Origin of the sequence: Kribbella sp. NPDC051137 (assembly GCF_040682535.1) — a bacterium.
Lineage (GTDB): Bacteria > Actinomycetota > Actinomycetes > Propionibacteriales > Kribbellaceae > Kribbella > Kribbella karoonensis.
In genome coordinates this window covers 344665-368028 of record NZ_JBFBBI010000005.1, presented here as the reverse complement: position 1 = coordinate 368028, position 23364 = coordinate 344665, and the positions used below count along the sequence as shown (strand labels likewise).

At 69.9% G+C, this 23364-nt stretch carries 23 protein-coding genes and 1 riboswitch; of the genes, 10 read left to right on the top strand and 13 right to left on the bottom strand.

Annotated elements, in window-relative coordinates; genetic code table 11:
* Positions 1 to 57: 57 nt before the first annotated feature.
* The 3 genes from AB0M51_RS27750 to alr are packed head-to-tail and all read right to left on the bottom strand — an operon-like array spanning position 58 to position 2788.
* Positions 58 to 678 carry a M15 family metallopeptidase gene (locus tag AB0M51_RS27750; RefSeq protein ID WP_363751144.1) on the bottom strand — a complete coding sequence of 207 codons (621 nt, stop codon included), beginning with the start codon at positions 676 to 678 and terminating at the stop codon, positions 58 to 60.
* Positions 675 to 1631, bottom strand: a complete 957-nt coding sequence (locus AB0M51_RS27745; RefSeq protein ID WP_363751142.1) for a D-alanine--D-alanine ligase family protein — start codon at positions 1629 to 1631, stop codon at positions 675 to 677. Before AB0M51_RS27745 ends, AB0M51_RS27750 begins: the two co-directional genes overlap by 4 nt.
* The gene (alr, locus tag AB0M51_RS27740; RefSeq protein WP_363751140.1) at positions 1628 to 2788 is read right to left on the bottom strand and encodes an alanine racemase; all 1161 of its coding nucleotides are present in this window, start codon (positions 2786 to 2788) and stop codon (positions 1628 to 1630) included. The genes AB0M51_RS27745 and alr overlap by 4 nt, the downstream gene beginning before the upstream one ends.
* 147 nt (positions 2789 to 2935) lie before the next feature.
* On the opposite strand from alr, the gene AB0M51_RS27735 reads away from it, so the two are divergent.
* Positions 2936 to 3475, top strand: a complete 540-nt coding sequence (locus AB0M51_RS27735; RefSeq protein ID WP_344188510.1) for a CGNR zinc finger domain-containing protein — start codon at positions 2936 to 2938, stop codon at positions 3473 to 3475.
* On the opposite strand, the gene AB0M51_RS27730 is transcribed toward AB0M51_RS27735, so the two are convergent.
* From AB0M51_RS27730 to AB0M51_RS27720, 3 genes are all read right to left on the bottom strand, one after another.
* Positions 3416 to 4105, bottom strand: a complete 690-nt coding sequence (locus AB0M51_RS27730; protein ID WP_344188508.1) for a GNAT family N-acetyltransferase — start codon at positions 4103 to 4105, stop codon at positions 3416 to 3418. The two genes, AB0M51_RS27735 and AB0M51_RS27730, sit on opposite strands and share 60 nt — an antisense overlap.
* Before the next feature lie 36 nt (positions 4106 to 4141).
* The gene (locus tag AB0M51_RS27725; protein WP_344188507.1) at positions 4142 to 5287 is read right to left on the bottom strand and encodes an ROK family transcriptional regulator; all 1146 of its coding nucleotides are present in this window, start codon (positions 5285 to 5287) and stop codon (positions 4142 to 4144) included.
* 147 nt (positions 5288 to 5434) lie between these two features.
* Positions 5435 to 6127 carry a GAF and ANTAR domain-containing protein gene (locus AB0M51_RS27720; protein WP_344188506.1) on the bottom strand — a complete coding sequence of 231 codons (693 nt, stop codon included), beginning with the start codon at positions 6125 to 6127 and terminating at the stop codon, positions 5435 to 5437.
* A gap of 110 nt (positions 6128 to 6237) precedes the next feature.
* Here AB0M51_RS27720 and nhaA point away from each other — a divergent pair, with 110 nt between their 5' ends.
* From nhaA to AB0M51_RS27705, 3 genes are all read left to right on the top strand, one after another.
* Positions 6238 to 8118, top strand: coding sequence for a Na+/H+ antiporter NhaA (gene nhaA / locus AB0M51_RS27715; protein WP_344188504.1), 1881 nt, complete (start codon positions 6238 to 6240; stop codon positions 8116 to 8118).
* Between the two features lie 65 nt (positions 8119 to 8183).
* A complete protein-coding gene (locus tag AB0M51_RS27710; protein ID WP_344188503.1) occupies positions 8184 to 8624 on the top strand; it encodes a rhodanese-like domain-containing protein in 441 nt (146 codons plus the stop codon).
* A gap of 105 nt (positions 8625 to 8729) precedes the next feature.
* Positions 8730 to 9572 (top strand): SAM-dependent methyltransferase, encoded by an 843-nt coding sequence (locus AB0M51_RS27705; RefSeq protein WP_344188502.1) that lies wholly within the window; start codon positions 8730 to 8732, stop codon positions 9570 to 9572.
* Positions 9573 to 9585: 13 nt separating this feature from the next.
* Here the strand turns inward: AB0M51_RS27705 and AB0M51_RS27700 are convergent, their stop codons facing one another.
* Complete coding sequence (locus tag AB0M51_RS27700) at positions 9586 to 10083, bottom strand: tetratricopeptide repeat protein (protein WP_344188501.1); 498 nt, start codon at positions 10081 to 10083, stop codon at positions 9586 to 9588.
* The gene (locus tag AB0M51_RS27695; RefSeq protein WP_344188499.1) at positions 10080 to 11360 is read right to left on the bottom strand and encodes an FAD-binding oxidoreductase; all 1281 of its coding nucleotides are present in this window, start codon (positions 11358 to 11360) and stop codon (positions 10080 to 10082) included. The genes AB0M51_RS27700 and AB0M51_RS27695 overlap by 4 nt, the downstream gene beginning before the upstream one ends.
* An 86-nt stretch (positions 11361 to 11446) precedes the next feature.
* On the opposite strand from AB0M51_RS27695, the gene AB0M51_RS27690 reads away from it, so the two are divergent.
* The 3 genes from AB0M51_RS27690 to AB0M51_RS27680 are packed head-to-tail and all read left to right on the top strand — an operon-like array spanning position 11447 to position 14437.
* Complete coding sequence (locus AB0M51_RS27690) at positions 11447 to 12844, top strand: PLP-dependent aminotransferase family protein (RefSeq protein ID WP_344188498.1); 1398 nt, start codon at positions 11447 to 11449, stop codon at positions 12842 to 12844.
* A 52-nt stretch (positions 12845 to 12896) separates the two neighbouring features.
* A complete protein-coding gene (locus tag AB0M51_RS27685) occupies positions 12897 to 13637 on the top strand; it encodes an N-acetyltransferase (RefSeq protein ID WP_344188497.1) in 741 nt (246 codons plus the stop codon).
* A 47-nt stretch (positions 13638 to 13684) separates the two neighbouring features.
* Entirely contained in the window at positions 13685 to 14437 is a 753-nt protein-coding gene (locus tag AB0M51_RS27680; RefSeq protein ID WP_344188496.1) for an alpha/beta fold hydrolase, read from the top strand.
* Here the strand turns inward: AB0M51_RS27680 and AB0M51_RS27675 are convergent.
* On the bottom strand, positions 14427 to 15383 hold the full coding sequence (locus AB0M51_RS27675) for an MBL fold metallo-hydrolase (RefSeq protein WP_344188495.1): 957 nt from the start codon (positions 15381 to 15383) through the stop codon (positions 14427 to 14429). The genes AB0M51_RS27680 and AB0M51_RS27675 overlap by 11 nt on opposite strands.
* A gap of 120 nt (positions 15384 to 15503) precedes the next feature.
* Here AB0M51_RS27675 and AB0M51_RS27670 point away from each other — a divergent pair, with 120 nt between their 5' ends.
* Together AB0M51_RS27670 and AB0M51_RS27665 are read left to right on the top strand one after the other, a co-directional pair.
* On the top strand, positions 15504 to 16421 hold the full coding sequence (locus AB0M51_RS27670) for a LysR family transcriptional regulator (RefSeq protein WP_344188494.1): 918 nt from the start codon (positions 15504 to 15506) through the stop codon (positions 16419 to 16421).
* Positions 16418 to 17290 (top strand): serine hydrolase, encoded by an 873-nt coding sequence (locus AB0M51_RS27665; protein ID WP_344188493.1) that lies wholly within the window; start codon positions 16418 to 16420, stop codon positions 17288 to 17290. Before AB0M51_RS27670 ends, AB0M51_RS27665 begins: the two co-directional genes overlap by 4 nt.
* Positions 17291 to 17394: 104 nt before the next feature.
* Here AB0M51_RS27665 and AB0M51_RS27660 read toward each other — a convergent pair whose 3' ends face one another.
* Positions 17395 to 17781, bottom strand: coding sequence for a RidA family protein (locus AB0M51_RS27660; RefSeq protein WP_344188492.1), 387 nt, complete (start codon positions 17779 to 17781; stop codon positions 17395 to 17397).
* Between the two features lie 81 nt (positions 17782 to 17862).
* On the opposite strand from AB0M51_RS27660, the gene AB0M51_RS27655 reads away from it, so the two are divergent.
* Positions 17863 to 19719 carry a DUF6807 family protein gene (locus AB0M51_RS27655; protein ID WP_344188491.1) on the top strand — a complete coding sequence of 619 codons (1857 nt, stop codon included), beginning with the start codon at positions 17863 to 17865 and terminating at the stop codon, positions 19717 to 19719.
* On the opposite strand, the gene AB0M51_RS27650 is transcribed toward AB0M51_RS27655, so the two are convergent.
* The 3 genes from AB0M51_RS27650 to AB0M51_RS27640 form a co-directional block, all read right to left on the bottom strand.
* On the bottom strand, positions 19694 to 20467 hold the full coding sequence (locus AB0M51_RS27650; protein ID WP_344188490.1) for a thiazole synthase: 774 nt from the start codon (positions 20465 to 20467) through the stop codon (positions 19694 to 19696). The genes AB0M51_RS27655 and AB0M51_RS27650 overlap by 26 nt on opposite strands.
* Position 20468: 1 nt before the next feature.
* Positions 20469 to 20672: a sulfur carrier protein ThiS gene (gene thiS / locus AB0M51_RS27645; RefSeq protein ID WP_344188488.1), complete on the bottom strand. Its 204-nt coding sequence runs from the start codon at positions 20670 to 20672 to the stop codon at positions 20469 to 20471.
* Positions 20664 to 20775, bottom strand: a riboswitch (TPP riboswitch). Its footprint overlaps the gene before it by 9 nt.
* 16 nt (positions 20776 to 20791) lie before the next feature.
* On the bottom strand, positions 20792 to 23350 hold the full coding sequence (locus AB0M51_RS27640; RefSeq protein WP_363751130.1) for a glycosyl hydrolase: 2559 nt from the start codon (positions 23348 to 23350) through the stop codon (positions 20792 to 20794).
* Between the last annotated feature and the right edge of the window lie 14 nt (positions 23351 to 23364).

Below are 23364 nucleotides of genomic sequence, written 5' to 3'. Positions count from 1 at the left end.
GTCGCCAATGGCCCGCAGTCAAAGCCACGCTGCCTATCACCTGATAGGCAGCGTCTATCAGCGCACGCTGTACGTCGGCCCGTAAACCGCGCTCGGCCGGTCCTCGACGAACGCCCAGTACCGGTCGCCGTACGACCAGTGCCACCACTCCGTCGGATAGTTGACCATCCCGGCCGAGATCAGTACGTCGGCCAGCAGCGAGCGGTTCGTCCGCGCCTCGCGGCTGACGTTCGCGGCCGCGAAGAAGCATGCGCCGTCGCTCTGCTCGGGTGTCGCGTCGATCGGCGTGCCGAGGTCGAGCGGTCCGTGCGCGCCGATCAGCGTCAGGTCCACCGCCGCGCCCGCGACATGTGGCGCCACCTCTATCGGCGACACGAACCGGCTGGCCAGTACGCGTACGTCGGCCTCGGCGATCCCGGGATGCAGCTGCGCCAGCTCCGCGCAGTACCCGTCGTAGATCTCGCGCTGGCTCTCCACCGGCCGCAGTCCCTCGACCACGTGCAACCGGATCCCGGCAGGCAGGAACGTGTCGGCCAGCGCGAGCCGATCCGCCACACTCTCCCGTGTGAGCTGCCGTCCCGTTGTCGACAATCCTCTTGTGAACAAGTCGACGAGCGGCTCACCGTTCTCGATCGCCGGGATCGCGGTGATCCGGTCGTCGCTCAGCAGCACGGTCATCCGCGCGCCATCGCCGTACGGATCAATGTGTCGACGACCTCGGCGTACGACAGCCCCGCGGCGGCCCACATCCGCGGGAACTGCGACGCGGGCGTGAACCCGGGGAACGTGTTGATCTCGTTGACCACCGGCTCCCCGTCGACCGGTACGAAGAAGTCCACCCGCGCCAGCCCCGCGCAGCCGAGCACCTCGAAGACCTCGATCGCCGTACGGCGCAACCGTTCCGCGAGCGCGGCATCGAGCGGCGCCGGTACGACGAACCGCGTGCCGCCGCTGTCGTACTTCGCGGCGGCGTTGAAGAACGGCTGCTCCGGATCGGCGTGGATCTCCAGCGCCGGCGCGGTCTCGATCCGTCCGTCGGGGAACTCCAGCACCGCGAGGTCGATCTCCCGGCCGGCCATCTCCCGCTCCACCAGGACATCGGGGGCGGCGTCCGCGACCGCGGCGAGCAACGACGAAAGGTCCGTCGCGCGCGTGACGCCGAAGCTCGACCCGCCGTTCGCGGGCTTCACGAACAACGGGTAGTCCAGCCCGGAGGCCTTCAGCTTCTGCAGCATCGCCTCGGTGTCGGTCACCTCGGTCCCACGCAGCGCGACGCCTGGCGTGACCGGGATACCGTGCGCCGTCAGCACCGCCTTCGTCAGGTGCTTGTCCAGCCCCACCGCGCTCGCCGCGACGCCGCTGCCGACGTACGGGATCCGCAGCTGGTCGAAGAATCCCTGTATACGGCCGTCCTCGCCACCTTCGCCGTGCAGTGCGGGGATCGTGACGTCGCAGGCCTGCAGGATCTCGATCGCCTCGTGCTGCCCGTCCCGCCAGTTGCCCTCGGCATCGATCACCATCGGGATCGCGGTGTGGCCGAGCAGGTCGACCGCCTTCGCTATCCCCTTGCCGCTGGCCAGCGAGACCTGGTGCTCCGGACTCGCGCCACCCATCACGATCGCGACCTTCATCGCAGCCCTTCCTCGTAACGCCGGGGAACCCGGTTGCCGATGCCGCAGTAGATTTCGTGGGGGATGGTGCCCGCCCACCCGGCCCAGTCCGCGGCCGTCGGCTCGCCGGACGTGCCGGGGCCGAAGATCGTCACCGGTGCGCCCGGTTCGACCGCCAGCTCGCCCGCGTCGACGACGAACTGGTCCATCGCGACCCGCCCGATCACCGGCATCCGTACGCCGTGACACAGCACGCTCGCGCGCCGCCCGGCGACCCGCGGGATCCCGTCCGCGTACCCGATCGGGACCAGGCCGATCGTGGTGTCCCGCGCGGCGACGAAGTCGTGTCCGTACGAAACCCCTTCCCCGGCGCGGATCCGGCGTACCTGGGCCAGCTTGGACACCAGCCGCATCGCGGGCCGCAGCCCGATGCCGAGCTCGTCGATCCCGTACAGCCCGGCGCCGACCCGGACCAGGTCGGTGTCCGGTGCGTCGAGGGTGAGCGCCCCTGCCGAGTTGGCCAGGTGTACGACGCCCGGCCGCAACCCGGCCCGCCGTGCGAGACCCACCCCGGCCCGCAGGAACTGGAGTTGCCGCCTGCTCTGCACGGCGTCGGCGGAACTGCCGTGTGAGAGGTGCGACCAGATCCCGCGGACCGTGACGGCGCCGAGCGCCTCGTAGTGCGCCGCCGTTCGGGTGAGCTCGATCCACTGGTCAGGTGCACTGCCGGCCCGGTGCAGGCCGGTGTCCAGCTTGAGGTGCACGGAGTGGACGTTCGGTGTGGAAACGACGCGGTGCAGTTCGGAAACCGTTGACACGCTGACGTCCACGTCGACATCCCCGAGCAGCATGAGTTCGGTGTCGTCGTAGAGCCAGGTCAGGATCGGTACCTGCAGGCCGGCCGCGCGGAGTTGCAGCGCCTCGTCGGCGCGCGCCACGCCGAGCCAGGTCGCGCCGGCCTCGACCGCTGCGCGGGCCACCGGTACGGCGCCGTGGCCGAAGGCGTCGGCCTTGACCACCGCCATCAGCTGCTGCGGAACACGTTTTCGGAAACTTCGGACATTTTCCCGGACCGCGGACAGGTCGACGACCGCCTCCGCCAGTCCGGCGATCCCACGGCTTGCCGGGCGGTGCTGGGAGTAGGCGGTGTCTGGTGAGTCCACCTGGGCCAGGTACATGCGGATCATTGTTGTTTCTGGCAACGATCGGCATCATCGGAGTGCGGACGGATGTCTGCCGGCGCCGGCTACGACCCTGGTATGACGCGGCTCATCCCGGTGAATGAAATCGGCCGGTCCGGCGAACTTTTCGCGGATACTGGAGCGGTGGAAGCCACCGATCACCTGCAGGACTCACTGACGGCCGCGATCGCGCTGGCGAACACCTTCGGATCCACCATGCGGCAAGGCCGCCCGGCCCGCGCGGTCGACGCCGCGGCGGTGGACGCCGTACTGCGGCTGACCACGAAGCGTCCGCCGGCCGTCGATCCGACCGGGTATGAGAACGGCGCGAAAACGTTGTACGACGCGCTCAGCGCCCTTCCGGACGTCGACGCGGCCGCGGCGCTTGTGAACCGGCTGCTCCAGGAGACGAAGGCGGCGCCGCAGTTGACCCGCGATGTGGGCGAGCCGTGGCACCTGCACTTCGGCAGCCCGGACGCCGCGGCCGGCTGGCTCGCGGAGTTCGCGACCGCCGTCGCGATGCTGCTCGGAAGCGCCGAACTGGAACGGGTACGGCGCTGTGCGGCCGCGCGGTGCGACGACCTGTTCCTGGACTCGACCCGCAGCCGCACCCAGCGGTTCTGCTCAACCGCCTGTCAGAACCGGACCAAGGTCGCCGCGCACCGGGCCAAGACGAGCACCTGAGGCCGTCACCATCGTCGCTTCGGCCGCCCAGCCGAGTTTCCGGTACAGGTGGAAACCGTCGGTGGTCGCCATCAACAGACCGGTCCGCGCCCCGCGTTGGACAGCCCTCCCGGCCAGGGCGCCCATCACCACACTCCCGAGCCCGCGCCTCCGATGCGCCGGATCGGTCTGGATGTCGTGCATCACGGCGTCCGGCCCGACAGTCGCCACCATCCCACGCGCGGCGACCGCGCCACCCGGGGCCAGCAGTCGGACGTAATCGAGCGGCCCATCGGACGTGAACTCAAGCCAGTACCCGCCACCCGCCTGCGCTGCGTCTCGTGGTTGGTGTGGCTGGGGATGTTGGTGGAGATCTGTCGACATCAGGGTCTTGGGCTCGGGGAAGGGGTGGGTGCCGGCGGCGAGGAGTTGGGTGGTGGTGCGGTCGGCGGTTCGGGTGGTGACTGTCAGCCAGGTGTCCTCCGGCAACCCCGTCGCCAGGCGTTCCACGGTCGCCGCGTCGTCGGTGCGGGCGAACAGCTCGCGCTCCCGCCCGGGCAGCCGCAGTACGGCGGCGTACGCGTCGGGGTACTCGATCACCCGCTCCAGGCCGCGGCACAGCCGCCAGCCCTCCAGCCATCGCCTCATCATGCCGATCAGTGTAACTGACTATCACGAAATAGACAGTTACTCGATTCCGAGGACGAAGGTCTGGATCGCGACCACCGCCGCGCCCCGGGCCCATTCGCTGAAGTCGGCCGGCTGCTGCACCATCGGCAGCTCGGCCGCCGACGGGTGCCGGTCGGCGTGCAGCCCGGCCAGCAGTTCCTCGTGCGCGACCTCGGCGAGCCGGATGCCCTCGCCGCCGAGGACGACGAGTTCGGGCATGGTGAAGTTCGCGGCGGCGGCGATCAGCTTGCCCAGGGCCCGGCCCGCGCGCCCGACGACCTCACGCGCGGCCGGTTCGCCCTTCACCGCGAGATCGAGCGCTTCGTCGTACCCGACCGTCCGGCCCAGCGCCGTACCGAGTTGGCCGGTGATCGCACCGACCGTCAGCAGGCTGAGCGCGCAACCGCGGTGGCCGCGGTCGCAGAGCGGGCCGTCCGGGAGCAGTGGATAGTGCCCGATCAGGCCGAGCGTGACGTCCGGGCTGTCCACGACCCGGTTGTGGACGACCAGCCCGTACCCGACGCCGGCGCCGACGGTGAGCAGGACGAAGCGGTCCGAGTTTCGGCCGGCGCCGAACCAGTGCGTGGCCTCGGTCAGCGAGGTCAGGTCGTTCGCGAGCACGATCGGGACCGCGGTGTGCGCGGCGAGGATCTCGCCGAACGGTACGTCGACCCAGTTCAGGTACGGGCCCCAGCGGACCTCGGAACGGTTCGCGACCCGGCCGCCGATCGAGACGCCGAGCCCGGTGAGCGGCCGGCCGCCGGGGACCTGGAGCTGCAGCTCGTCGGTGATCTCGAGGACCAGGTCCGCCACGGCCGAGGGCGTCTGGTCGAGGATCGGGCGCTCGACGGTGGCCAGGACGTCGGCGCGCAGCGTGGTCAGTACGCCGATCGCGGAGTCTCCGGTGAGCTTGATCCCGGCGAAGTGGTGCGCGTTCGCGTCCAGGTCGAGCGGCTGCGACGGCCGGCCGACCCGCGCGTCGGTGGGACCGCCCTCGACCTCGACCAGCAGACCGGACTCCACCATCGGCTTGGTCAGCCGGGTCAGACTGCCCGGCGAGAGCCCGACCCGCCGGGACAACTCGGCACGCGACAACGGCCCGTCCAGCAGGATCTCCAGCGCCACCTGCCTCGATGGGCCTGCCAACGGCCGCCACTCACCCATGGCGCCACATTAGCGCCGTCCGCGTTTGTGGCGCCGGGACGTGACCCGGCCCGCAGTACTGGCCGCACAAGTCCCGGCGTCAAGCTCACCTCGCAGTATGCAACGGTTTGCCCGCTGCGGCGGCCGGACAACGGTGTCAGATCGTTGTCAGTGCGGGAGCTTGCGCGTATCGATGAGTTGCTGTGCGACGTCGCGCAGTTTGGTGTTGGTGTCCTGCGAGTACCGCTTGAGGATCGCGAACGCCCGGTCGCCGTCCACGTCGAAGCGCTCCATCAGGATCCCCATCGCCTGGCCGACCAGCTTCCGAGCGTCGACCGCCTGCGCCATCGTCTCCTCGTGCCGCGCCGACGCCAGTGCGACCGACGCGTGCTGCGCGAGCACGTGAGCGATCGCCTCGTCGTCGGTGGTGAACACGTCCGGTTCGGCGGCGTACAGCCCCAGCACGCCGACGGTATGTCGCGGTGTGTCACCGGTCGCCAGCGGTACGTCGAGAACGCTCCGGATCGCGGGCGTCCCGGTCACCAGCTCGGGCCAGCGGTCGTCGGTCGTGGTGTCGTGGATCAGGACCGCCGTACGCTCCCGCAACGCCGTGATCAGCGGGCCACTCTCGGTGGCGATCTGCTGTTCGTAGAAGGCGGTCACGACCGGATCGGTCACGGCGGCGATCTCGGCCCGCGAACCGCGGGTGGACAGGGCGACACCGGCATACGTGCAGCTCAAGGCCTGCTGGGCGAACTGCACCACCGCGTCGATCGTCTCCTCGACACCGGGTGCATCGTGCAGCTCGATCGCCAACCGGGCGAACGTGTCCGCCGAGTGGGCGAGATCGGGCTCAGTCACTGGGATCTCCAGGGCATGGGACTGCAGTCGGGCAACGCACATCATGCAGCCCGACGCCCGCAGAGTGTTAGCCGACCCGAGAAACGACGCCCTCCATTTACAGTGTGCGTATGGCGGACGTGGCTGGTCTGTTGGGTGGGCGGACCGACTGGCGTCGGGAGTTTGCCGCGCCCTTGCGGTCGTTCCTGCGGACCGAGGCGGGAAGCTCGGGAGTGCTGGCGGCGGCGATCGTCGGCGCGCTGGTGTGGGCGAACGTGGCGCCCGGGACGTACGACGACTTCTGGCGGACCGAGCTGTCGATCGGGTTGGGGCATCGCGAGCTGGGGCTCGACCTCCGGGAGTGGATCAACGGCGGGCTGATGACGCTGTTCTTCCTGGTCGTGGGACTGGAGGCGCGGCGGGAGTTCGACCTGGGGGATCTGCGGGAGCGCAGCCGGTTCGTGCTGCCGATGCTCGCCGGGATCGCGGGGATGGTCGCTCCGGTGCTGATCTATACGGCGTTCAACGGCGGCGGGCCGGGCGCGCACGGGTGGGGTGTGGCGATGTCGACCGACACCGCGCTCGCGCTCGGGCTGCTCGCGCTGGTCGGCCGCGGCGTACCGGATCGCGTGCGGGTGTTCCTGCTCACGGTGTTCGTGGTCGACGATCTGCTCGCGCTGGTGGTGATCGCGGTCGTCTACAGCGCGGACGTCAAGCTGATGCCGCTCGTCCTCGCCGTCGGCGCGTTCGCCGTCGTCCTGACGCTGGCCCTGCTGAGGGTGCGTAAGCCGTGGGTGTACGTCGTTCTCGGCGTACTCATGTGGGCCGCCCTGCTGAAGAGCGGCGTCGACCCGGTGGTCGCCGGGCTGGCGATCGGCCTGACCGCGCCGGCGTACTCGCCCGGCCGGGAAGAGCTGGAGGAGGCGACCGGCCTGTTCCGGCTGTTCCGCGAGCAGCCGACCCCGGAGCTGGCGCGATCCGCGACGGTCGGCCTGACCACGACGATTTCACCGAACGAGCGCCTGCAGTTCCTCTACCATCCGTGGACCAGCTACCTGATCGTCCCGCTGTTCGGCCTCGCGAACGCCGGCGTCACGATCGACGCCGGCTTCCTCGGGCGTGCGTTCAGCTCGCCGATCACGCTCGGCATCCTGCTCGGGTACGTCGTGGGCAAGCCGATCGCGGTGACCGGGACCTCCTGGCTGCTCGAACGGATCAGCGGCGGCCGGGTCCGCCCCGGCGTCGGCTGGGCGTCGGTCCTCGGCAGCGGCACGATCGCCGGCATCGGCTTCACGGTCTCGTTGCTGATCGCAACGATCGCGTTCGACGGCACGCAGCTGGCCGAGGCGAAGGTGGGCCTGCTGTCCGCGGTGATCGTCGCGTCCGGGCTCACCTGGGTGGTGTTCCGCGCCGCGAAGCTGCTCTCGCCGCCGAAGAAGGCGCTGGCGCTGCTCGGCGACGCGGAGCAGCTCCTCGACCTGACGGACCCGGTCGATCCGGAGCGGGACCACATCCGCGGCCCGGAGAACGCGTCGGTGACGCTGGTCGAGTACGGCGACTTCGAGTGCCCGTACTGCGGGCGCGCGGAACCGATCGTCCGCGACATCCTGCGGGACGACGACCTGCGCTTCGTCTGGCGGCACCTGCCGCTGTCCGACGTCCACCCGCGGGCGCAGATCGCGGCGGAGTTCGCGGAGGGAGCCGCGGCGCAGGGCAGGTTCTGGGAGATGCACGACCTGCTGCTCGCGAACCAGGAGAACCTGCAGCCGAAGGATCTGCTGGGTTACGCGGAACAGCTCGGTCTGGACACCGATCGGTTGCACGACGAGGTGAAGCGGCACGTGGCCGCCGCGCGGGTGGCGCAGGACGTCGAGTCCGCGGACACCAGCGGCGTCTCCGGGACGCCGACGTTCTTCATCAACGGGCAGCGGCACTACGGGGCGTACGACGTGGAGACGCTGAAGCAGGCGATCAAGGTGGCGCGAGCCCGGTCGAAGATCCGCCGTGGCTGAATCTTGAGGTACTAGGGCATTTCTGCCACTGTCGCCGTACGCCGGAATCACCGACGCTGGGCGTCATGACCAAGCAGATCGATGAGGCCGCCGTCGCGCACTTCGCCGGCCGGCTGGCGTACGAGACGGACCCGGCCGATGTCGCCGCGGACCTCGGTGCGGGCGTGACCGGCTGGGTGCTGATCGACAGCCGGAGCCAGGAGAGCTGGGACCAGGGCCACGTACCGGGCGCGATCCACCTGCCGCACCGCGAGATCACCGAGCGTACGGCGGCGGACGTCGTACCGGACGGGGCGACCGTGGTGACGTACTGCTGGGGGCCGGGATGCAACGCGGCGACTCGGGCCGCGCTGGCGTTCGCGCGGCTCGGGTACCCGGTCAAGGAGATGATCGGCGGGTACGAGTACTGGGTGCGCGAGGGCGGGCCGATCGAGACCGCGGCCGGGGTCGAACGGCGTACGTCCGACCCGCTCACCGCGCCGCGCGGTGTCGCGTGCGCGTGCTGAGAACCCCTGTGAATGTTGAGGTTCTGCAAGGGTTGAACACGCCGTGCAGAAACGTTGACTCTCCGTGCGTTAGGCTCGGACGAGACCCGACGTGAGGAGACCAGCGTGACCGATCGGCCGAAATACGGCGGTGGACCGGTCGCGTTCGGCATCGACACCGCGAACCCCAGTGTCGCCCGGGTGTACGACTACTTCCTCGGCGGCAAGGACAACTACGAGTGTGACCGGGAGTTGTACCGGCAGATCATGAAGATCGCGCCGGAGGCGACGGAGTGGGCGCGGGCGAACCGGCGCTGGCTCAAGGAGGTCGTCACCTGGCTGGCCGAGGAGCGCGGCGTCCGGCGCTTCATCGACGCCGGCTCCGGGTTGCCGACCGCCGAGAACACCCACCAGATCGCCCAGGGCGTGAACGTGGAGTCCCTGGTCGTGTACGTCGACAACGACCCGTCGGTGGTCGCCCACGGGCGGGCGTTGCTGCTCGACAACGACCGGACCCAGTTCGTCGCCGCGGATCTGACCAAGCCGGCCGAGGTGCTGGCCGAGCAGCCGATCGCGGACCTGCTGGCGCCCGGTGAGCCGGTCGCGCTGGTGATGGCGCTGATGCTGCACCACATCGCGGACTACGACGAGACGCTGGCGGTCGCCCGGCAGTACGTCGACGCGCTGCCGCCGGGGTCGTTCCTGGCGATCACGCACGCGTGCAAACCGGGCGACGGCGGCCCGGTCGACGAGCTGGTGACCGAGCTGCAGGAGAAGATCAAGCACGCGTTCCCGACGCTGGCGTTCCGGTCGGTGGAGCAGATCTCGTCGCTGTTCGGCGGCATGGAGATCCTCGAGCCGGGCGTCGTCCGGCTGGTCGACTGGCACGTGCCGGGCGGTCGCCTCGACGAAGAACCGGAGCCCGACGTCCGCGACGCCATCTACGGCGGCGTCGCAGAAAAGCGCTAGGGCCAGACACCACCTAGAGCCCGGCCAGGTACTCCGCGTTGCCGCGGATCGCGGCTTCGTAGCGTTTGATCTCGGCGGAGTCGACCTTGTCGGCGATCACCAGCAGGAGCGTGGCGAGCGCCTTGTCCTGGTGGCCCGCGGCGTGCAGCGTGAGCGCCTTGAAGACCCGGAGCGAATCCGATTCCGGAAATTCCGCACACGCTTTCTTGAACAGGTCCAACGACTCGTCGAAGCGGCCGAGGTTCCGCAGCGTGCTGCCGTACTGCAGCAGGCACTTGCGGCGGGTCTCGCCGGTCAGCCCGGGCAGCGCGCGCTCGTAGTACCCGACCGCGGTCTCCTCCTGCCCGGCGGTGTCGTACGACCCGCCGACCTCGTACAGCACGTACGGGTTGTCCGGGTGCTCGCCGAGCAGCTTCTCGAAGAACGCGATCGTCGGACCCATGTTCGCCCGGTCCCGCCGCGCGAACCCTTCCTGGATCGTCGCGGCGAGTTCCGGAGTCAGTTCAGTCACACCACCATCATGCCGCGTGCCGGACGGATGTTCTGGTTCAGGTGGAACACGTTGTCCGGGTCGTACGCCGTCTTCAGCGCGACCAGCCGCTCCAGCTTCGCGGCCGGGAACGCGCGCTGGATCGGGTCCTCGTTGAGCGTGTTCACGTACAACCCACCGGCGTACGGCTCCAGGGTCGCCGCGTACGAGCGCAGCATCCCGATCTTGGTCTCGTCCTCCGCCGGATCCTCCCAGCGGGTCGCGGTGACGAACTCGAACAGCGTGTCCCGGTGGCTGAACGCCGCGTCCCCGTCCGGCACCTCGGCGATCGCCCCGCCGTACGCCTGCAGGCTCGCCCCGACGCCCGGGTTGGCCACCAGCGCGCGGATCGCGTCGTCGGGCAGCGACTTGAAGTAGTGCCCCTTCCAGTAGCGGCGGAACCGGTGGCCCTGCACGCTGTCGTCCCGCGTCTGCAACTTCAGGTACGTCGTCTCCTCGACCACCTCGTCCGTGACCGGCCCGAGCGCCCGGAACGCCGGCAGCAGGTCCTCCCCGCCCTCGCCGACCCACACGTACCCGACCGTCACGGAGTCCGCCGCGATGCTCGCGGTGAACGTCGCCTCCCGCGGCGCCGCGGCGTTCAGTTCCCGCCATCCCCGCAGTACGTCGAATCCGGCCGCCGACGGGTACGTGAACTCGACGATCAGCGCCCGCGTCCCGATCTCGTGCAGCCGGAACTCGAACGACGTCACGATCCCGAAGTTCCCGCCCCCGCCGCGCAGTCCCCAGAACAGCTCGGCGTTCTCGTCCGCGCTCGCGGTCACCACGGAGCCGTCCGCGGTGACGACCTCGTACGAGACGACGTTGTCGCAGGCCAGCCCGAAGCGCCGCGCCAGCCAGCCCATCCCGCCGCCCAGCGTCAGCCCGCCGACCCCGGTGTGCGAGACGTTGCCCGCCGTGGTCGCCAGCCCGTACTCCTGCGCGGCCCGGTCCAGCTCGCCCAGCAGCGCCCCGCCCTGGACCCACGCGCGCTTGGCCGCCGGGTCCACCCGGACCGCGTTCATCGGCGTCAGGTCGATCATCAGCCCGCCGTCCGGGACCGCGAGCCCGGCGATGTTGTGCCCGCCGCAGCGGACCGCGATCTCCAGTTCGTTCGCTCGGCCGTACCGGACCGCTTCGGCCACCTCGGCGGTGCTCGAGCACCGGGCGACGACCGCCGGGCGCCGGTCGATCATCGCGTTCCAGACGGTCCGCGCCTCGTCGTACCCGGCGTCCCCGCTACGCAGCATCTCGGTCATCGCTCTCATCTCCCCTGGTGAATCGGTGGTGCTCATAACCCTGACAGCACAGCGGTACGCCGATAAGGTCCAGTTCTGTGAGCCGAATGAGGACCAGTTCCGGGGCCGGCGAACTTCTCGTCGAGCTGCACCGGGACAACGGCGTACCGCTGCACCAGCAGCTCGAGAGCGCGATCCGCACCCGGATCCGGGCCGGACTGCTGCGGCCGGAGACCGTGATGCCGTCCACGCGGGCGCTCGCGCAGGACCTCGGCCTGTCCCGCGGCGTGATCGTCGAGGCGTACCAGCAGCTCGTCGCCGAGGGATACCTGATCAGCCGGGGCGGCGGCTACACGCTGGTCGCGGACATTGCCGTGGTCTCGCCGACGGCCGCGGCCAAGCCCGGGGCAGGCCCGCCGCGGATCGACTTCCGGTACAGCCGGCCGGACGTGTCCCAGTTCCCGCGCGCCGCCTGGCTCCGGTCGGTCCGCCGGGTGCTGAACGAGACGCCGAACCGCAGCCTCGCGTACCTCGACGGCCGCGGCACGATCGAGCTCCGGACGGCGCTCTCCGACTATCTGAACCGGGTACGGGGTACGGCGGCACGCCCGGAGAACATGATGATCTGCAACGGGTTCGCGCAGGGGTCCCGGCTGATACTGCAGGTGCTCGCCGCGCAGGGGCACACACGGCTCGCGGTGGAGGATCCGTCCGACAACGACCTGCGGGAGGTCGCGGCCGCGGCGGGCCTGGAGACGGTCGGCATCCCGGTGCTGAACTCCGGGATCGACGTGGACGCGCTGGAGCGTTCCGGGGCGGACGTGGTGCTGGTGACGGCGGCGCACCAGTTCCCGACCGGCGCGGTGACGTCAGCGGACACCCGGGCAGCGCTGGTCGCCTGGGCGGGCCAGGGGAACCGGCTGGTGATCGAGGACGACTACGACGCGGAGTACCGGTACGACCGGGAGCCCGTCGGCGCGATGCAGGGGCTGGCGCCGGACCGGGTAGCGTACGCCGGGACCGCTTCGAAGACGCTGGCGCCGGGGTTGCGGCTGGGCTGGCTGATCCTGCCGTCCTGGCTGGTGGAGCCGATGTCGCAGGCGAAGCTGATGGACGATCGTGGGTCGCCGGTGCTCGATCAGCTGGCGTTCGCGGACTTCGTGGCGCACGGCGAGTTCGACCGGCACCTGCGCCGGATGCGGCCGCGGTACCGGGAGCTGCGGGACACGCTGGTCGAGCGGCTCGCGGCGCGGGTCCCGGAACTGGAGCCGGTCGGGGTGTCGGCCGGGCTGCACGTGCTCACGTGGCTGCCGGCTGACCTCTCCGAGGAGGCGCTGCGGGAGGCGGCACTGGCGCGCGGGCTCGGGGTGTACGGGCTGAAGCCGTACTGGGTGAGCGGGGACGGGCCGGCCGGGCTCGTGTTCGGCTACGGGTCGCTCAGCCGTCAAGAGGTTGTCGAGGGCATCGACCTGCTCGCGGAGGTCGTGGCCGCACTCCGTTCGTGAATAACTATCCATTCTATTGCAATTCGATTCGGCTGGTTCTACGCTTGTCCGGGTGATCGCCGCAGCTGAGATGGACTCGTTGATGAATCAGGGCTGGCCCGCCGCGGACAGTGTCGAGTTGGACGGATGGCTGGTCCGACGCAATGCCGGGGTCACCATCCGAGCGAACTCGGTGCTTCCTCTGGGTGCACCGTTCCACCTCGGGAAAGCGTTGGATTACGTGGAAAACCTCTACGCCGCGCACGACATCACGCCGTCGTTCCAGATCAGCCCGGCGGTCCAGCCGGGCGACCTGGACAAGTATCTCGAGACCCGTGGGTACGCCGTGCGCAACCCGACGCTGGTGCAGTGCGCCGAGGTCTCCGACGTACTGGCCAAGCTGCCCGAGACGTCGACCGTGGTGAATATATCCACGACGCCATCGGCCGGCTGGATGGACCTCTGGTGGCACGTCGACGGGCGTGGCGGTGCGGAGACGCGGGCGGCCGCGGAGCAGATCCTGGCCCGCGGCAAGGCCCTCTACGCGACGGTCGAGGACGGCTCGCAAGTCAAGGCGATCGGCCGGCTCGCGCTCGTCGACGACACCGCCGGGCTGTACTGCCTCGCCGTGGACGAACGTTTCCGCCGCCAGGGCCTGGCCTCCGCCGTCATCCGCAGTTTGTTGCAGGCGGCAACAACCAGATGGGTCTGGTTGAGCGTGCTCGAGGACAACACCGCCGCCCGCACGCTCTACGACCACCTCGGTTTCCGGACCGTCTCGCGCTACCACTACCGCGTCCGCACTCTCCCCTGAGCAGAAACGGTCCGCCGATCGGTATCAGGCGTGATGTACTGCGCCCCGTGGATCACCTGTCGCGGTACGGAACGAGTGGACCGCCGGTCGTGCTGCTGCATTCGCTCGGCCTCGACAAACGCATGTGGGACCCGATCGCCGGCCGGCTCGCTGTCGGGCGTCGGGTGTTCGCGTACGACCTTCGTGGTCACGGCACAGCGGCCGGGTCTCCACGCCCGTTCACATTGCGCGACTCTGCGGCGGACCTGATCGCTGTTCTCGACGAGCTCGCCCTGGACACCGCACACGTCGTCGGCCTGTCGTACGGCGGTGCGATCGCACAGGTCGCCGCGATCGAGTCGCCCGGCCGGATCGCGTCCCTGGCGCTGCTGGCGACCACCGACCGGGCGTTCCCCGAGGTGTTCGAGCGGCGGGCCGCCGGCGCCGAGGCGGACGGGATGGCGGCGCAGGTCGACGAGACCCTGAGCCGCTGGTTCACCCCGGCCGCCCTCGCTGCCCGGACGCCGGGGGTCCGGTACGCACGGGACTGCCTGCTCGCGATGCAGCCCGCGGACTGGGCCGCGGCCTGGCGTTCGATGAAGGAACTCGATGCCCAGGGCAAGCTCCGGGACTTCGCCGGACCGGTGCTCGTGGTGGCCGGCGGAGCCGACGCATCGGGACCGACCGCCGTACTGCGAGAGCTCGCGGACGGGATCGCCGGCGCGACGTTCCGCGAGCTGCCCGGTGTCCCGCACATGCAGACGTTGGAGCGTCCTGAACTGACCGCCGCCGCCCTGGACGAGTTCTTACCTAGAGAGTGACCTTGTGCAGGTGGTCGAGGACGACGAACTCGGCACCCGTTTTCTGAACCGAATTCCGCAGCGGAGCGAGGTCGGTCCACGGGACGCCGGGTTCGTCGAGCGGCTTGTCGAAGTCGTCCCAGTGTGTCGCGATCACCTTGCGGACCGGCTTGATCGTCTGCAGGAGCCGGTCGGTGATGCCCGGCTCGCCGCCCGGGGCCGCGAGGACGACGTCGACCTGGAGGTCTCGGAGGGCGTTCGGGTCGAAGTTCGCCGTACTCAGGCTGAGGATCCGGAGGCCGCCGATCGTGATCACGAACGCCAGCGTCCCGCCCTCGACCAGGTCCTCGATCACCCGCGGGCGCGGCGGGACGGCGTACCGGTAGCCCGGGTACGCGTACGTGTGGCGCTTGCCGCCGCAGGAGTGGAGTGACGGGAACACCTCGACCGAGAAGCCGTCGAACGGGAGGTACTCGCCGCCGCGGACGGGGGAGAGCAGGTCGTTCGGGGTCTTCAGCGAGCGGAGCAGGTTCGCGTGGGTCTCCGTGCAGAGGACGGTCGCCTGGGTGCGCTTCGCGACGTACGGAACGTCGGTGATGTGGTCGTAGTGCCCGTGGTGCACGAGGATCGCGTCCGCCGTGCTGAGGTGCTTGTCGATCACCTCGGGCTTGATCACCAGCTTGGTCTTCGGGTCAGCCCCCTCCGGCGTGAACGTCCCCGTGTGGAACCGCGTCAGCCACGGATCCGTCAGCACGACAGCCTTCCCGCACCGGATCTCCCACGCATGCGTCCCGAACCACCTCAACTCCACCGGCTCCCGGCCAACACCCGCCTCCTTCACGGCCGCCGTGCTCGCGTCCCCGGCCGGTGCCGCGGTGCTCTGGTTCTGGAGGCCGATCGCCCCGGCAACACCCGCGGCTCCGGCCGCCGCGGCGCCCGTGAGCATGCCTCTCCGGCTTACCTTCACGCTTGTCTCCTCTGCTCGTCCTGTGACCTCAGTCAAGGCGAGCGCCGACCGGCCTGTCGAATATGCTCTCAGGCATGCGCCGATTGTCTGGAGATATCACCGCAGGTCAGCAGGGTCCTCATGCTGACTGAACGTCATCTGCAGATCTTCGTCGCGCTCGCCGACGAGCAGCACTTCGGCGACGCGGCCCGCGTCGTAGGCATCACCCAGCCGCCGCTCTCCCAGGGTCTTCGCCGCCTCGAGTCCCTCGTCGGCGCCAAACTCTTCGAACGCGGCGCCGGCAGCGTCGAGCTCACCCCGGCAGGCGCCGCCCTGCTCCCGTACGCCCGGCGAGCCCTCGCCTCGATGGAGGAGCTCCACCAGGCCGCCGTGTCCCGGGACCCCGAGGGCCCGGAGATCCGCCTCGGCCTGACCCCCGAAGTCCCACCCGCCTCCGGAGCCGCTCTCGCCGCCGCGTGCGCCGCGGCCATCCCCGGCAGCCGAGTCACCGTGGTCACATCCCCGACGAGCACTCTGGTCAACCAGGTCACCACCGGCCGCCTCACTCTGGCCGCCGTTCAACACCCCACGGTGCTGGACGGCCTCGACGCGGGCCGCGTAGTACTCCTGCCAACGTGGGCCCTGGTGCCAGAAACACGCACCCTCTCCAGCCGCGCAACGAGCGGGAATGCGGTCTCTCCCACCGCTCCGCCGGGTGCGGTCGGGTTGCGGGAACTCAGGGGACTGCCGGTGGCGGTGCGGCCGCGGGCAGAGGCGCCGGCGGCGCGGGACCTGTTCATGGACACATTGGCCTTGCACCGACCGGACGGTGGGACGGTGGTGGTGACGGATGAGCGGGCCGGGCTGGCGATGGCGGCGGCCGGGCAGGCGATGGTGGTGACCGCCGACCCCACACTGACCGCGCCCGGCGTACGGCGGTATCGGCTGGCCGACGATCCGCTCCCGTTGCGCCTGCGGCTGGTGTGGTCCCGCACGCGTACGCCGTTCCTCCGCCCGGACGACGTGATGGCCCAGCTCACGGAAGCGCTCGCCTCGTGAACGCCCGGATCCGAGCAGTGTTCGACGACGCCGGCGTCCGCGGCTGGCTGCACGCCGTCGCTCTGGACGACCCGGACGCCACCGTCGAGGTCGACGCCGACGGGATCGTGCCGCTCGCCTCGGTCTACAAGCTCCCGCTGCTCGCGGGCTTCTGCCGACTCGTGGACCTCGGTGAACTGGACCCGCGGCAGCAACTCACCCTGGACCCGGCCACCAAGACCGCCGGCCCGACCGGGCTCTCCACCTTCGCGGATCCGGTGACCGCCTCGCTGCGGGATCTCGCGCTGTCGATGATGACGCTCTCCGACAACGCCTCCGCCGACGCCCTGCTGGACCTCGTCGGTCTGCGCCGCCTGGCCGCGATGCTCACGGACTTCGGCCTGCGGAGAACGTGGGTACGCCGGGGCACCGCGGGCAACCTCCGCGACCTCCAGCGCCGTACCGGAACGAGCGACCCGGACGCGGCGCTCGCCGTACTCGCGGACAACGACCAGACCGACCCGGCCGGCGTCTACGAGGCCGCGAACGCCTCCGCCAGTACGGCGCGGGACATGACGTTTCTGCTCCGTCGTCTCTGGGCGGGCGAGTTGCTGTCGCCCGGACAGACCGAGTTCGTCACGGCGACCATGCACCGCCAGGTCTTCATGCACCGGCTGGCGTCCGGCTTCCCGCACGACGGCGTCCGCGTCGCGGGGAAGACCGGTACGTTCGGCGCGCTCCGCCACGAGGTCGGCGTGGTCACGCTGCCCGGAGGGTCGGCGTACGCGATCGCAGTCTTCACGCTCGCCGCCCGCGGCGACATCCGCCAGCCTCGCGTCGACACCGCCATTGGCGAGGCCGCCCGCCGCGCGGTCGACCTCCTCCGCTGACGGCCCTCTGCAGTTCGACAGGACATCTACGTCCACTGCGCTCGATCCGGCCGGCGCCCGAGCCTGCGGGGACCGGTGCTGGGCGTATACGTCCTGTCGATCGGTCAGACGACCGCGTAAGCCTCGACCTCGAGCAGGGCCCCGGGGACGGCGAGCCCAGCGATCTGCACCGCCGTACTCGCGGGTTTGGTGCCGGGGATGTACCTGTCGCGGACGACGCGGATCGCGGGCAGGTGGCCGACGTCGGTGAGGAAGAACGTCAGCTTCACCACGTTCTCGAACGTCGCGCCGACCGCGATCAGGCAACGCTCGAGGTTCGCGAACACCTGCTCGGCCTGTGCACCCGGGTCGCCGCCGCCGACCAGCTTGCCGTCCGCGTCCAGCGCCAGCTGCCCGGAGACCGCCACCCACTGGCCGGTTCCGGTCACCACGTGGCTGTAGCCGTTGCCGGGGGCAACGCCCTGGACCTGCGGATACTCCAGTTCGGTCACCTGTTCCTCCGTTCCGTGTAGGACTCCATCCGATCACACCGGGGGTTGAGAAACCGGTTTCCATCGGGAGAGGATACGGACGTGGGCCGGACACCGAAGGACACCATCACGATCACCGACGTCGCACGCGTGGCCGAGGTGTCGCGAGCGACCGTGTCCCGGGTGATGAACGGCCGTCTCAGTGTCGCACCCGAGATCGTCGCCCGGGTCCGGGCCGCCGCCGAGCAGCTGAACTACCGGCCGAGCGACCTGGCCCGGAGCCTGTCGCTCGGCCGGACGAACATGGTCGCGCTGGTCGTCCCGGATCTCGGCAACCCGCTGTTCCAGCAGATCCTCCGCGGTATCACCAACGCGTCGGCCGCGGCCGGCTACAAGGTGCTGGTCGCCGAGACCGACGAGGACCCGGAGGCCGAGGCGGCGATCGCGATCGAGGCCCGGCGGCGCTGCGACGCGTTGATCATGGTCTCGCCCCGGATGGACCAGGAGCGGCTGGTCGAACTGCTGCCGCAGGTGCAGCCGGTGATCCTCGTCAACCGGCTGGGCCCGGCCGAGGTGTCGTCGGTGGTGGTCGACTACGGCCGCGCGGTCCGGATCGTCGTGGATCACCTGGTCGGTCTCGGGCACCGTCGGCTCGCGTTCCTGTCCGGCCCGGCCGCGTCCGCCTCGAACACGTTGCGTCTGCGGGCGCTCGAGGTCGCCGAGCGGGAGATCCCGGGGCTGGACCTGGTCAGGCTGGAGTGCGGGTGGTCGATCGAGGACGGGTACGCCGCGGTGGAACGGGTGCTCGACTCGCAGGCGACAGCGGTGGTCGCGTTCAACGACCTGGTCGCGTTCGGGCTGCTGGCGCGGCTCAACGAGGTCGGCGTCGCGGTACCGGCTGATCTGTCGGTGACCGGGATGGACGACATCGGGCTGGCGCGCTTCGCCGTACCGTCGTTGACGACCGTGCGGGTCCCGCAGAAGGACCTGGGGGAGTTGGCCTGGCAGCGGTTGCTCGCGTCGATCGCAGGGCCTGCGGACGTGGCGGACGACGTACCGGAGTTGCGGCTGGCGGTGCGGGCGAGCACCGGTCCGGTGCCGCAGGAGCCGCGGGCCGCGGTGTCGGACGATCGGATCGGATGGCAGCAGCAGGGGGACATCTTCGAGCTGGGGAGTTCCGCGGGCATGCTCGCGCGGTACGAGTTCGGCCGGCGGATGCCGCAGGTGCATGCGCCGCGCCCGTACCTGCATCCGGTCCGGACCCTCGGCGGGCATCCGTTGACGCAGGTTAGTCCGGTCGACCACCGGCACCACTACGGCGTCTCGCTCGCGGTCGCGCAGGTGAACGGCACCTCGCACTGGGGAGGACGCACGTACGTCCGCGGCCAAGGCCCGACCCTGCTGACGAACCACGGCCAGCAACGCAGCCGCGGCGTCACCGTCGACGATCGTGAACTGGTCGACGAACTCACCTGGTACGACGAGCAGGGCCGTCCGCAACTGGTGGAACGCCGGAGGCTGACCGGCGACCTGGCGTTCGGCGGCTGGCGCCTCGACTGGCGGAGCGTGCTCACCGCCCGGTACGGCCCGGTCCGGATCGACAGCCCGGCGACGACCGGCCGCGAGGGAGCGGCGTACGGCGGGATCTTCTGGCGGCTACCGTTTTCGGAAACTGTTGTCCTGAGTTCCGACGGCGAAGGGGTGGAGGCGGCGTTCGGGTCGTCGAGTCCGTGGATCGCGCTCGTACAGGGGGACGTCAGCCTGCTGCTGGTCCAACCCGAGCAGGTACGGCCGTGGTTCCTGCGGGTCTCGCAGTACGTCGGCGTGTGCCCGGCGCTGGCGTGGGACGAACCGTTGGTGCTGCAACCGAACCAGGAGCTGGCCTTGTCGCTGACCGCGGTACTCCTGGATCGGTCGCTCGACGCGGCGGACGCTAAAACGCTGGCAGGCCAGTTGTAGGCGACGACGCGAGCGCGGACTGCCAGCGGCGCGGGACGCGTCCCGCCAGGCGGGCGTTCCGGCCGGCGGAGACGGCTTCGCGCATCGCGGCGGCCATCAGCGCGGGCTTCTCGGCGCGGGTCACCGGGGTCGCTAGCATCACCGCATCGCAGCCGAGCTCCATCGCCAGCGCGGCGTCACTCGCCGTACCGATGCCGGCGTCGACCACTACCGGGACGTTCGCAGCCTCGGCGATCAGCGCGAGGTTGTGCGGGTTCCGGATACCGAGCGCGGAACCGATGGGTGCGGCCAACGGCATCACCGCCGCACAGCCGGTCTGTTCCAGACGGCGGGCCAGGATCGGGTCGTCGTTGGTGTACGGGAGGACCGTGAAACCGTCCGCCACCAAGGCCTCGACGGCGTCCAGCAGCTCGATCGGGTCCGGCAGCAGCAGGTGGTCGTCGGCGACCACCTCGACCTTGATCAGGTCGGTCTCCAGCGCCTCGCGGGCGAGTTTCGCGGTCAGGACGGCCTCGGCGGCCGTGTGACAGCCGGCCGTGTTCGGCAGGACGTCGATGCCGTGCTTCTTCAGTACGTCGAGCACCGAGCCCTCGTGGCCGGTCCCGAGCCGGCGCATCGCGACCGTGGTGAGTTGGGTGCCAGAGGCAACCAACGCCTCCTCCAGCACCTCCAGGTTGGCGGCACCGCCGGTGCCCATGATCAGCCGGGAGGCGTACGTCCGCCCGCCGAGCTCGAGGGGATCGTCCATCTCAGCCTCCCTGTGTCGCGCTGACGATCTCGACCCGGTCGCCGGGGCGGACCGTGGTCTGCGCCCACTCGGCCTTGGTCAGCACGTTCTGGTTCACCGCGACCGCGATCCCGGTGCTCCGGTCGGAGTACTCCGCGACCAGCTCGGCCACCGACTTCCCGGCCGGCCCGTCGACCGCCGTACCGTTCACCCAGACGGATTCCATCGCGCTCCTCCCTACGCCGGAATTACCCGATTCAGGTTCAGCGGTCGGTGACGGACCGGTCACCCTCTCAGCCCACTTCCTGCGAGCTCCCGCGGACATCTCGACTGTAGCTCACCCTCCTAAGGTGTTGTCACCGCGGTCACGGTGGAGCCGGAGATGTACGTCGGCCAGGTGCCGACGGTGACGGTGACCTGACCGTTCGCGTTCGGGGTCAGGGTGTACGGCAGCCCGTACAGGCTGGTGACCTGGACCGGACCGGTCGCAGTGACCGTCACGGTCGTGTTCGCGCCGGAGGCGGCCCAGATCGCGCGGAACGGCGTACCGTCTCCCGCCGCGTACACCTGGTCGATCAGCCCGTTGCCCGGGTACTCCTTACCGAGGAACGTCGCCCCGCGGAGCTGACGGGCGGCCGTGGCGTACGCGACGTACGACGGTTTCGGGGTGTAGGCGCCGAGCGCGTCCGCCTCGTTGTGCACCAGGCCGAAGTTGTACTCCTGGTTGGCGGGGTCGATGCCGTCGTTCTTGAAGTCGTACACGTAGAACCGGTCGACGTCGTAGCCGGGGACGTTGAGCATCGCGCGGGCGACGTACATCGCCTGTGTCGGCTCGCTGACCGGCGCGGCGCTGCCGGCTCCGGTGTACCAGCCGGCCTCGGTGATCCAGATCGGTTTGTCGACACCACCGTTGTACTGCCGGATCGTCGCGCGGACCTGGTCGATGAAGGTGCCGAGGCTCTCGGGCGCGTTCAGGTAGTTGTACGGGTGTACCGACACCACGTCGAGGTACTTCAGCCCGCCGAGCTGGCAGAACTGCTGGAACCACGCCTGCTGGGTGACGTCGGTGTCCCCGCCGCCGATGACCGTCAGGCCCGGGTGGTTCGCCTTCAGCTTCGGATACGTTGCCTTGAGCAACGCCAGGTAGCTGTCGGGGGTGTAGTTGGACTGTCCGGCAGCGTTGACGTCCCACTCGTTCCAGATCGCCAGGTTCTTCACCTGTGGGTACTGGCTCGCGAGCGCGTCCGCGTAGTTCGCGAACCCGGCCCGCCCGGTGTCGGTGAACGGCGCGTCGAAAGCGTTGTCCGGCACGTCGTCGTACTTCGCGTTGCCGTAGTCCGCGATCAGCAGCGGGTCAAGACCGTTGGACTGGAAGGCCTGCTGGTACGACGTGAACTTGGCCGGGAATGTGTAGGTGCCGACGGTGGACTCGACGGCGGACCAGTACGCCTCGTCACGCGCGGTCCGCGCTCCGGACTGGGCGATCAGCGGTACCAGGTCCTGGTTCCACGTGCCGGCGAAGTGCGTACCGGCGCCTTGGTACGTCGGGGCCGTGGTCGCGGCGACCGCGTCGACGTTGACGGATGCCGACGTACCGCCGTTGGTGATCGCGCTCTTGTCCAGTGTCAGCATGATCGCCTTCGCCGGGCCGTGCCAGATGCCGTCGTCGGCGCCGCCGAAATGGAGGTACCCGGTGCCGCGGTCGAACTGGGTGAGGCTGAGGTGCTGCCAGCCGGTTCCGGACACGGCGAGGCGCTGCTGGTGGACCTGGCCGGTCGCGTCGGTCAGGCGGAGGCCGAGTGACGACAGCTGGCTGGATTTCACCCACAGATCAAGGGCTTTGAGGTCGATCGGGACGAAGGTGCGCTGGAGTGCGACATAGTTGCCGCCGCCGATGAAGTCGCCGCTGAGCTTGGCGGACTGGGTGCCGGCCTCCGGGGTTGTGGTGTCGTAGCTAAGGCTGCCGGTCGCGCCGGGGAACTCGCTGCCTGGGTAGAACGACCAGCCCTCCGCGGCGCTCTCGTAGTTGCCGAGCGGAGTCGTGGGCGCGGCCGCCGGGGCGTTGAGCGTCAGGTCGTCGAGGTTCACGCTGCTGCTGGTCGAGCCGTTGATCGCGCCCTTGTCGAGGATCACCTCGACCTGCTTGGCAGGGCCGTGCCAGACACCGTCGTTCACGCCGCCGAAGTGGCTGTACTGCTTGCCACCGTCGAATCGCGTGACGCTCAACGGCTGCCAATCCGTTGCCCCTGACAACGTCAGGCGTTGCTGGTGGACCTGACCGGTCGAGTCGGTGATGCGGAACGTCAGGAACGACAGGTTCGGCGTTTTCGCCCAGAAGCTCACGCTGGTCGCGGCGACCGACGGGACGGTGCGATTGACGCTGACGTAGGCACCGCCGGCACTGAAGTCACCAGACAGCTTGCCGGAGGTCGTGCCGGAGTGGTTCGTGGTCGTGTCGAGCGTGAAGCTCCCGGTGGCGCCGGGGTACTCGCTGCCCGGGTAGAACGTCCAGCCTTCGGTGGTGCTCTCGAAGTCGCCGACCCGGTTGGTGGTGAGGCCGGCGACTGGCGTCGTACTGACGGGGCTGAGGATGGCGAAGGTGGTCTTGGCGGTCGCCGTACCCGCCTGGACGGTGAGTTCGTACCAGCCGCGGGTGGTGACCGCGACCTGCAAGGTGCTCGCGGCGGCCTGGCTGCCGCTGGCGACGACCGTGCCGTTGACGTCGGCGGCGGACCAGGTCACGGACGGCGCGTCCGTACTCAGGCCGACCTTGACCTGCTGGCCGTCGGTGAACACGTTGCCGAGGGTGATCGGGGTGAGGGCGAGGGTCGCGGCGTGGGCCGGGGTGATGGTGCCGATACCGAGGAGGAGAACTCCGAGAACGAGCGCAACAGTACGTCTCATGCCGACTCCTGATT

Excerpts from the sequence above, each read along its gene's own strand:
- AB0M51_RS27750 (WP_363751144.1), bottom strand. The coding sequence starts at position 678 with ATGACCGTGCTGCTGAGCGACGACCGGATCACCGCGATCCCGGCGATC.
- AB0M51_RS27745 (WP_363751142.1), bottom strand. The coding sequence starts at position 1,631 with ATGAAGGTCGCGATCGTGATGGGTGGCGCGAGTCCGGAGCACCAGGTC.
- alr (WP_363751140.1), bottom strand. The coding sequence starts at position 2,788 with ATGTACCTGGCCCAGGTGGACTCACCAGACACCGCCTACTCCCAGCAC.
- AB0M51_RS27730 (WP_344188508.1), bottom strand. The coding sequence starts at position 4,105 with ATGATGAGGCGATGGCTGGAGGGCTGGCGGCTGTGCCGCGGCCTGGAG.
- AB0M51_RS27725 (WP_344188507.1), bottom strand. The coding sequence starts at position 5,287 with ATGGGTGAGTGGCGGCCGTTGGCAGGCCCATCGAGGCAGGTGGCGCTG.
- nhaA (WP_344188504.1), top strand. The coding sequence starts at position 6,238 with ATGGCGGACGTGGCTGGTCTGTTGGGTGGGCGGACCGACTGGCGTCGG.
- AB0M51_RS27710 (WP_344188503.1), top strand. The coding sequence starts at position 8,184 with ATGACCAAGCAGATCGATGAGGCCGCCGTCGCGCACTTCGCCGGCCGG.
- AB0M51_RS27695 (WP_344188499.1), bottom strand. The coding sequence starts at position 11,360 with ATGACCGAGATGCTGCGTAGCGGGGACGCCGGGTACGACGAGGCGCGG.
- AB0M51_RS27690 (WP_344188498.1), top strand. The coding sequence starts at position 11,447 with ATGAGGACCAGTTCCGGGGCCGGCGAACTTCTCGTCGAGCTGCACCGG.
- AB0M51_RS27670 (WP_344188494.1), top strand. The coding sequence starts at position 15,504 with ATGCTGACTGAACGTCATCTGCAGATCTTCGTCGCGCTCGCCGACGAG.
- AB0M51_RS27650 (WP_344188490.1), bottom strand. The coding sequence starts at position 20,467 with ATGGACGATCCCCTCGAGCTCGGCGGGCGGACGTACGCCTCCCGGCTG.
- thiS (WP_344188488.1), bottom strand. The coding sequence starts at position 20,672 with ATGGAATCCGTCTGGGTGAACGGTACGGCGGTCGACGGGCCGGCCGGG.
- AB0M51_RS27640 (WP_363751130.1), bottom strand. The coding sequence starts at position 23,350 with ATGAGACGTACTGTTGCGCTCGTTCTCGGAGTTCTCCTCCTCGGTATC.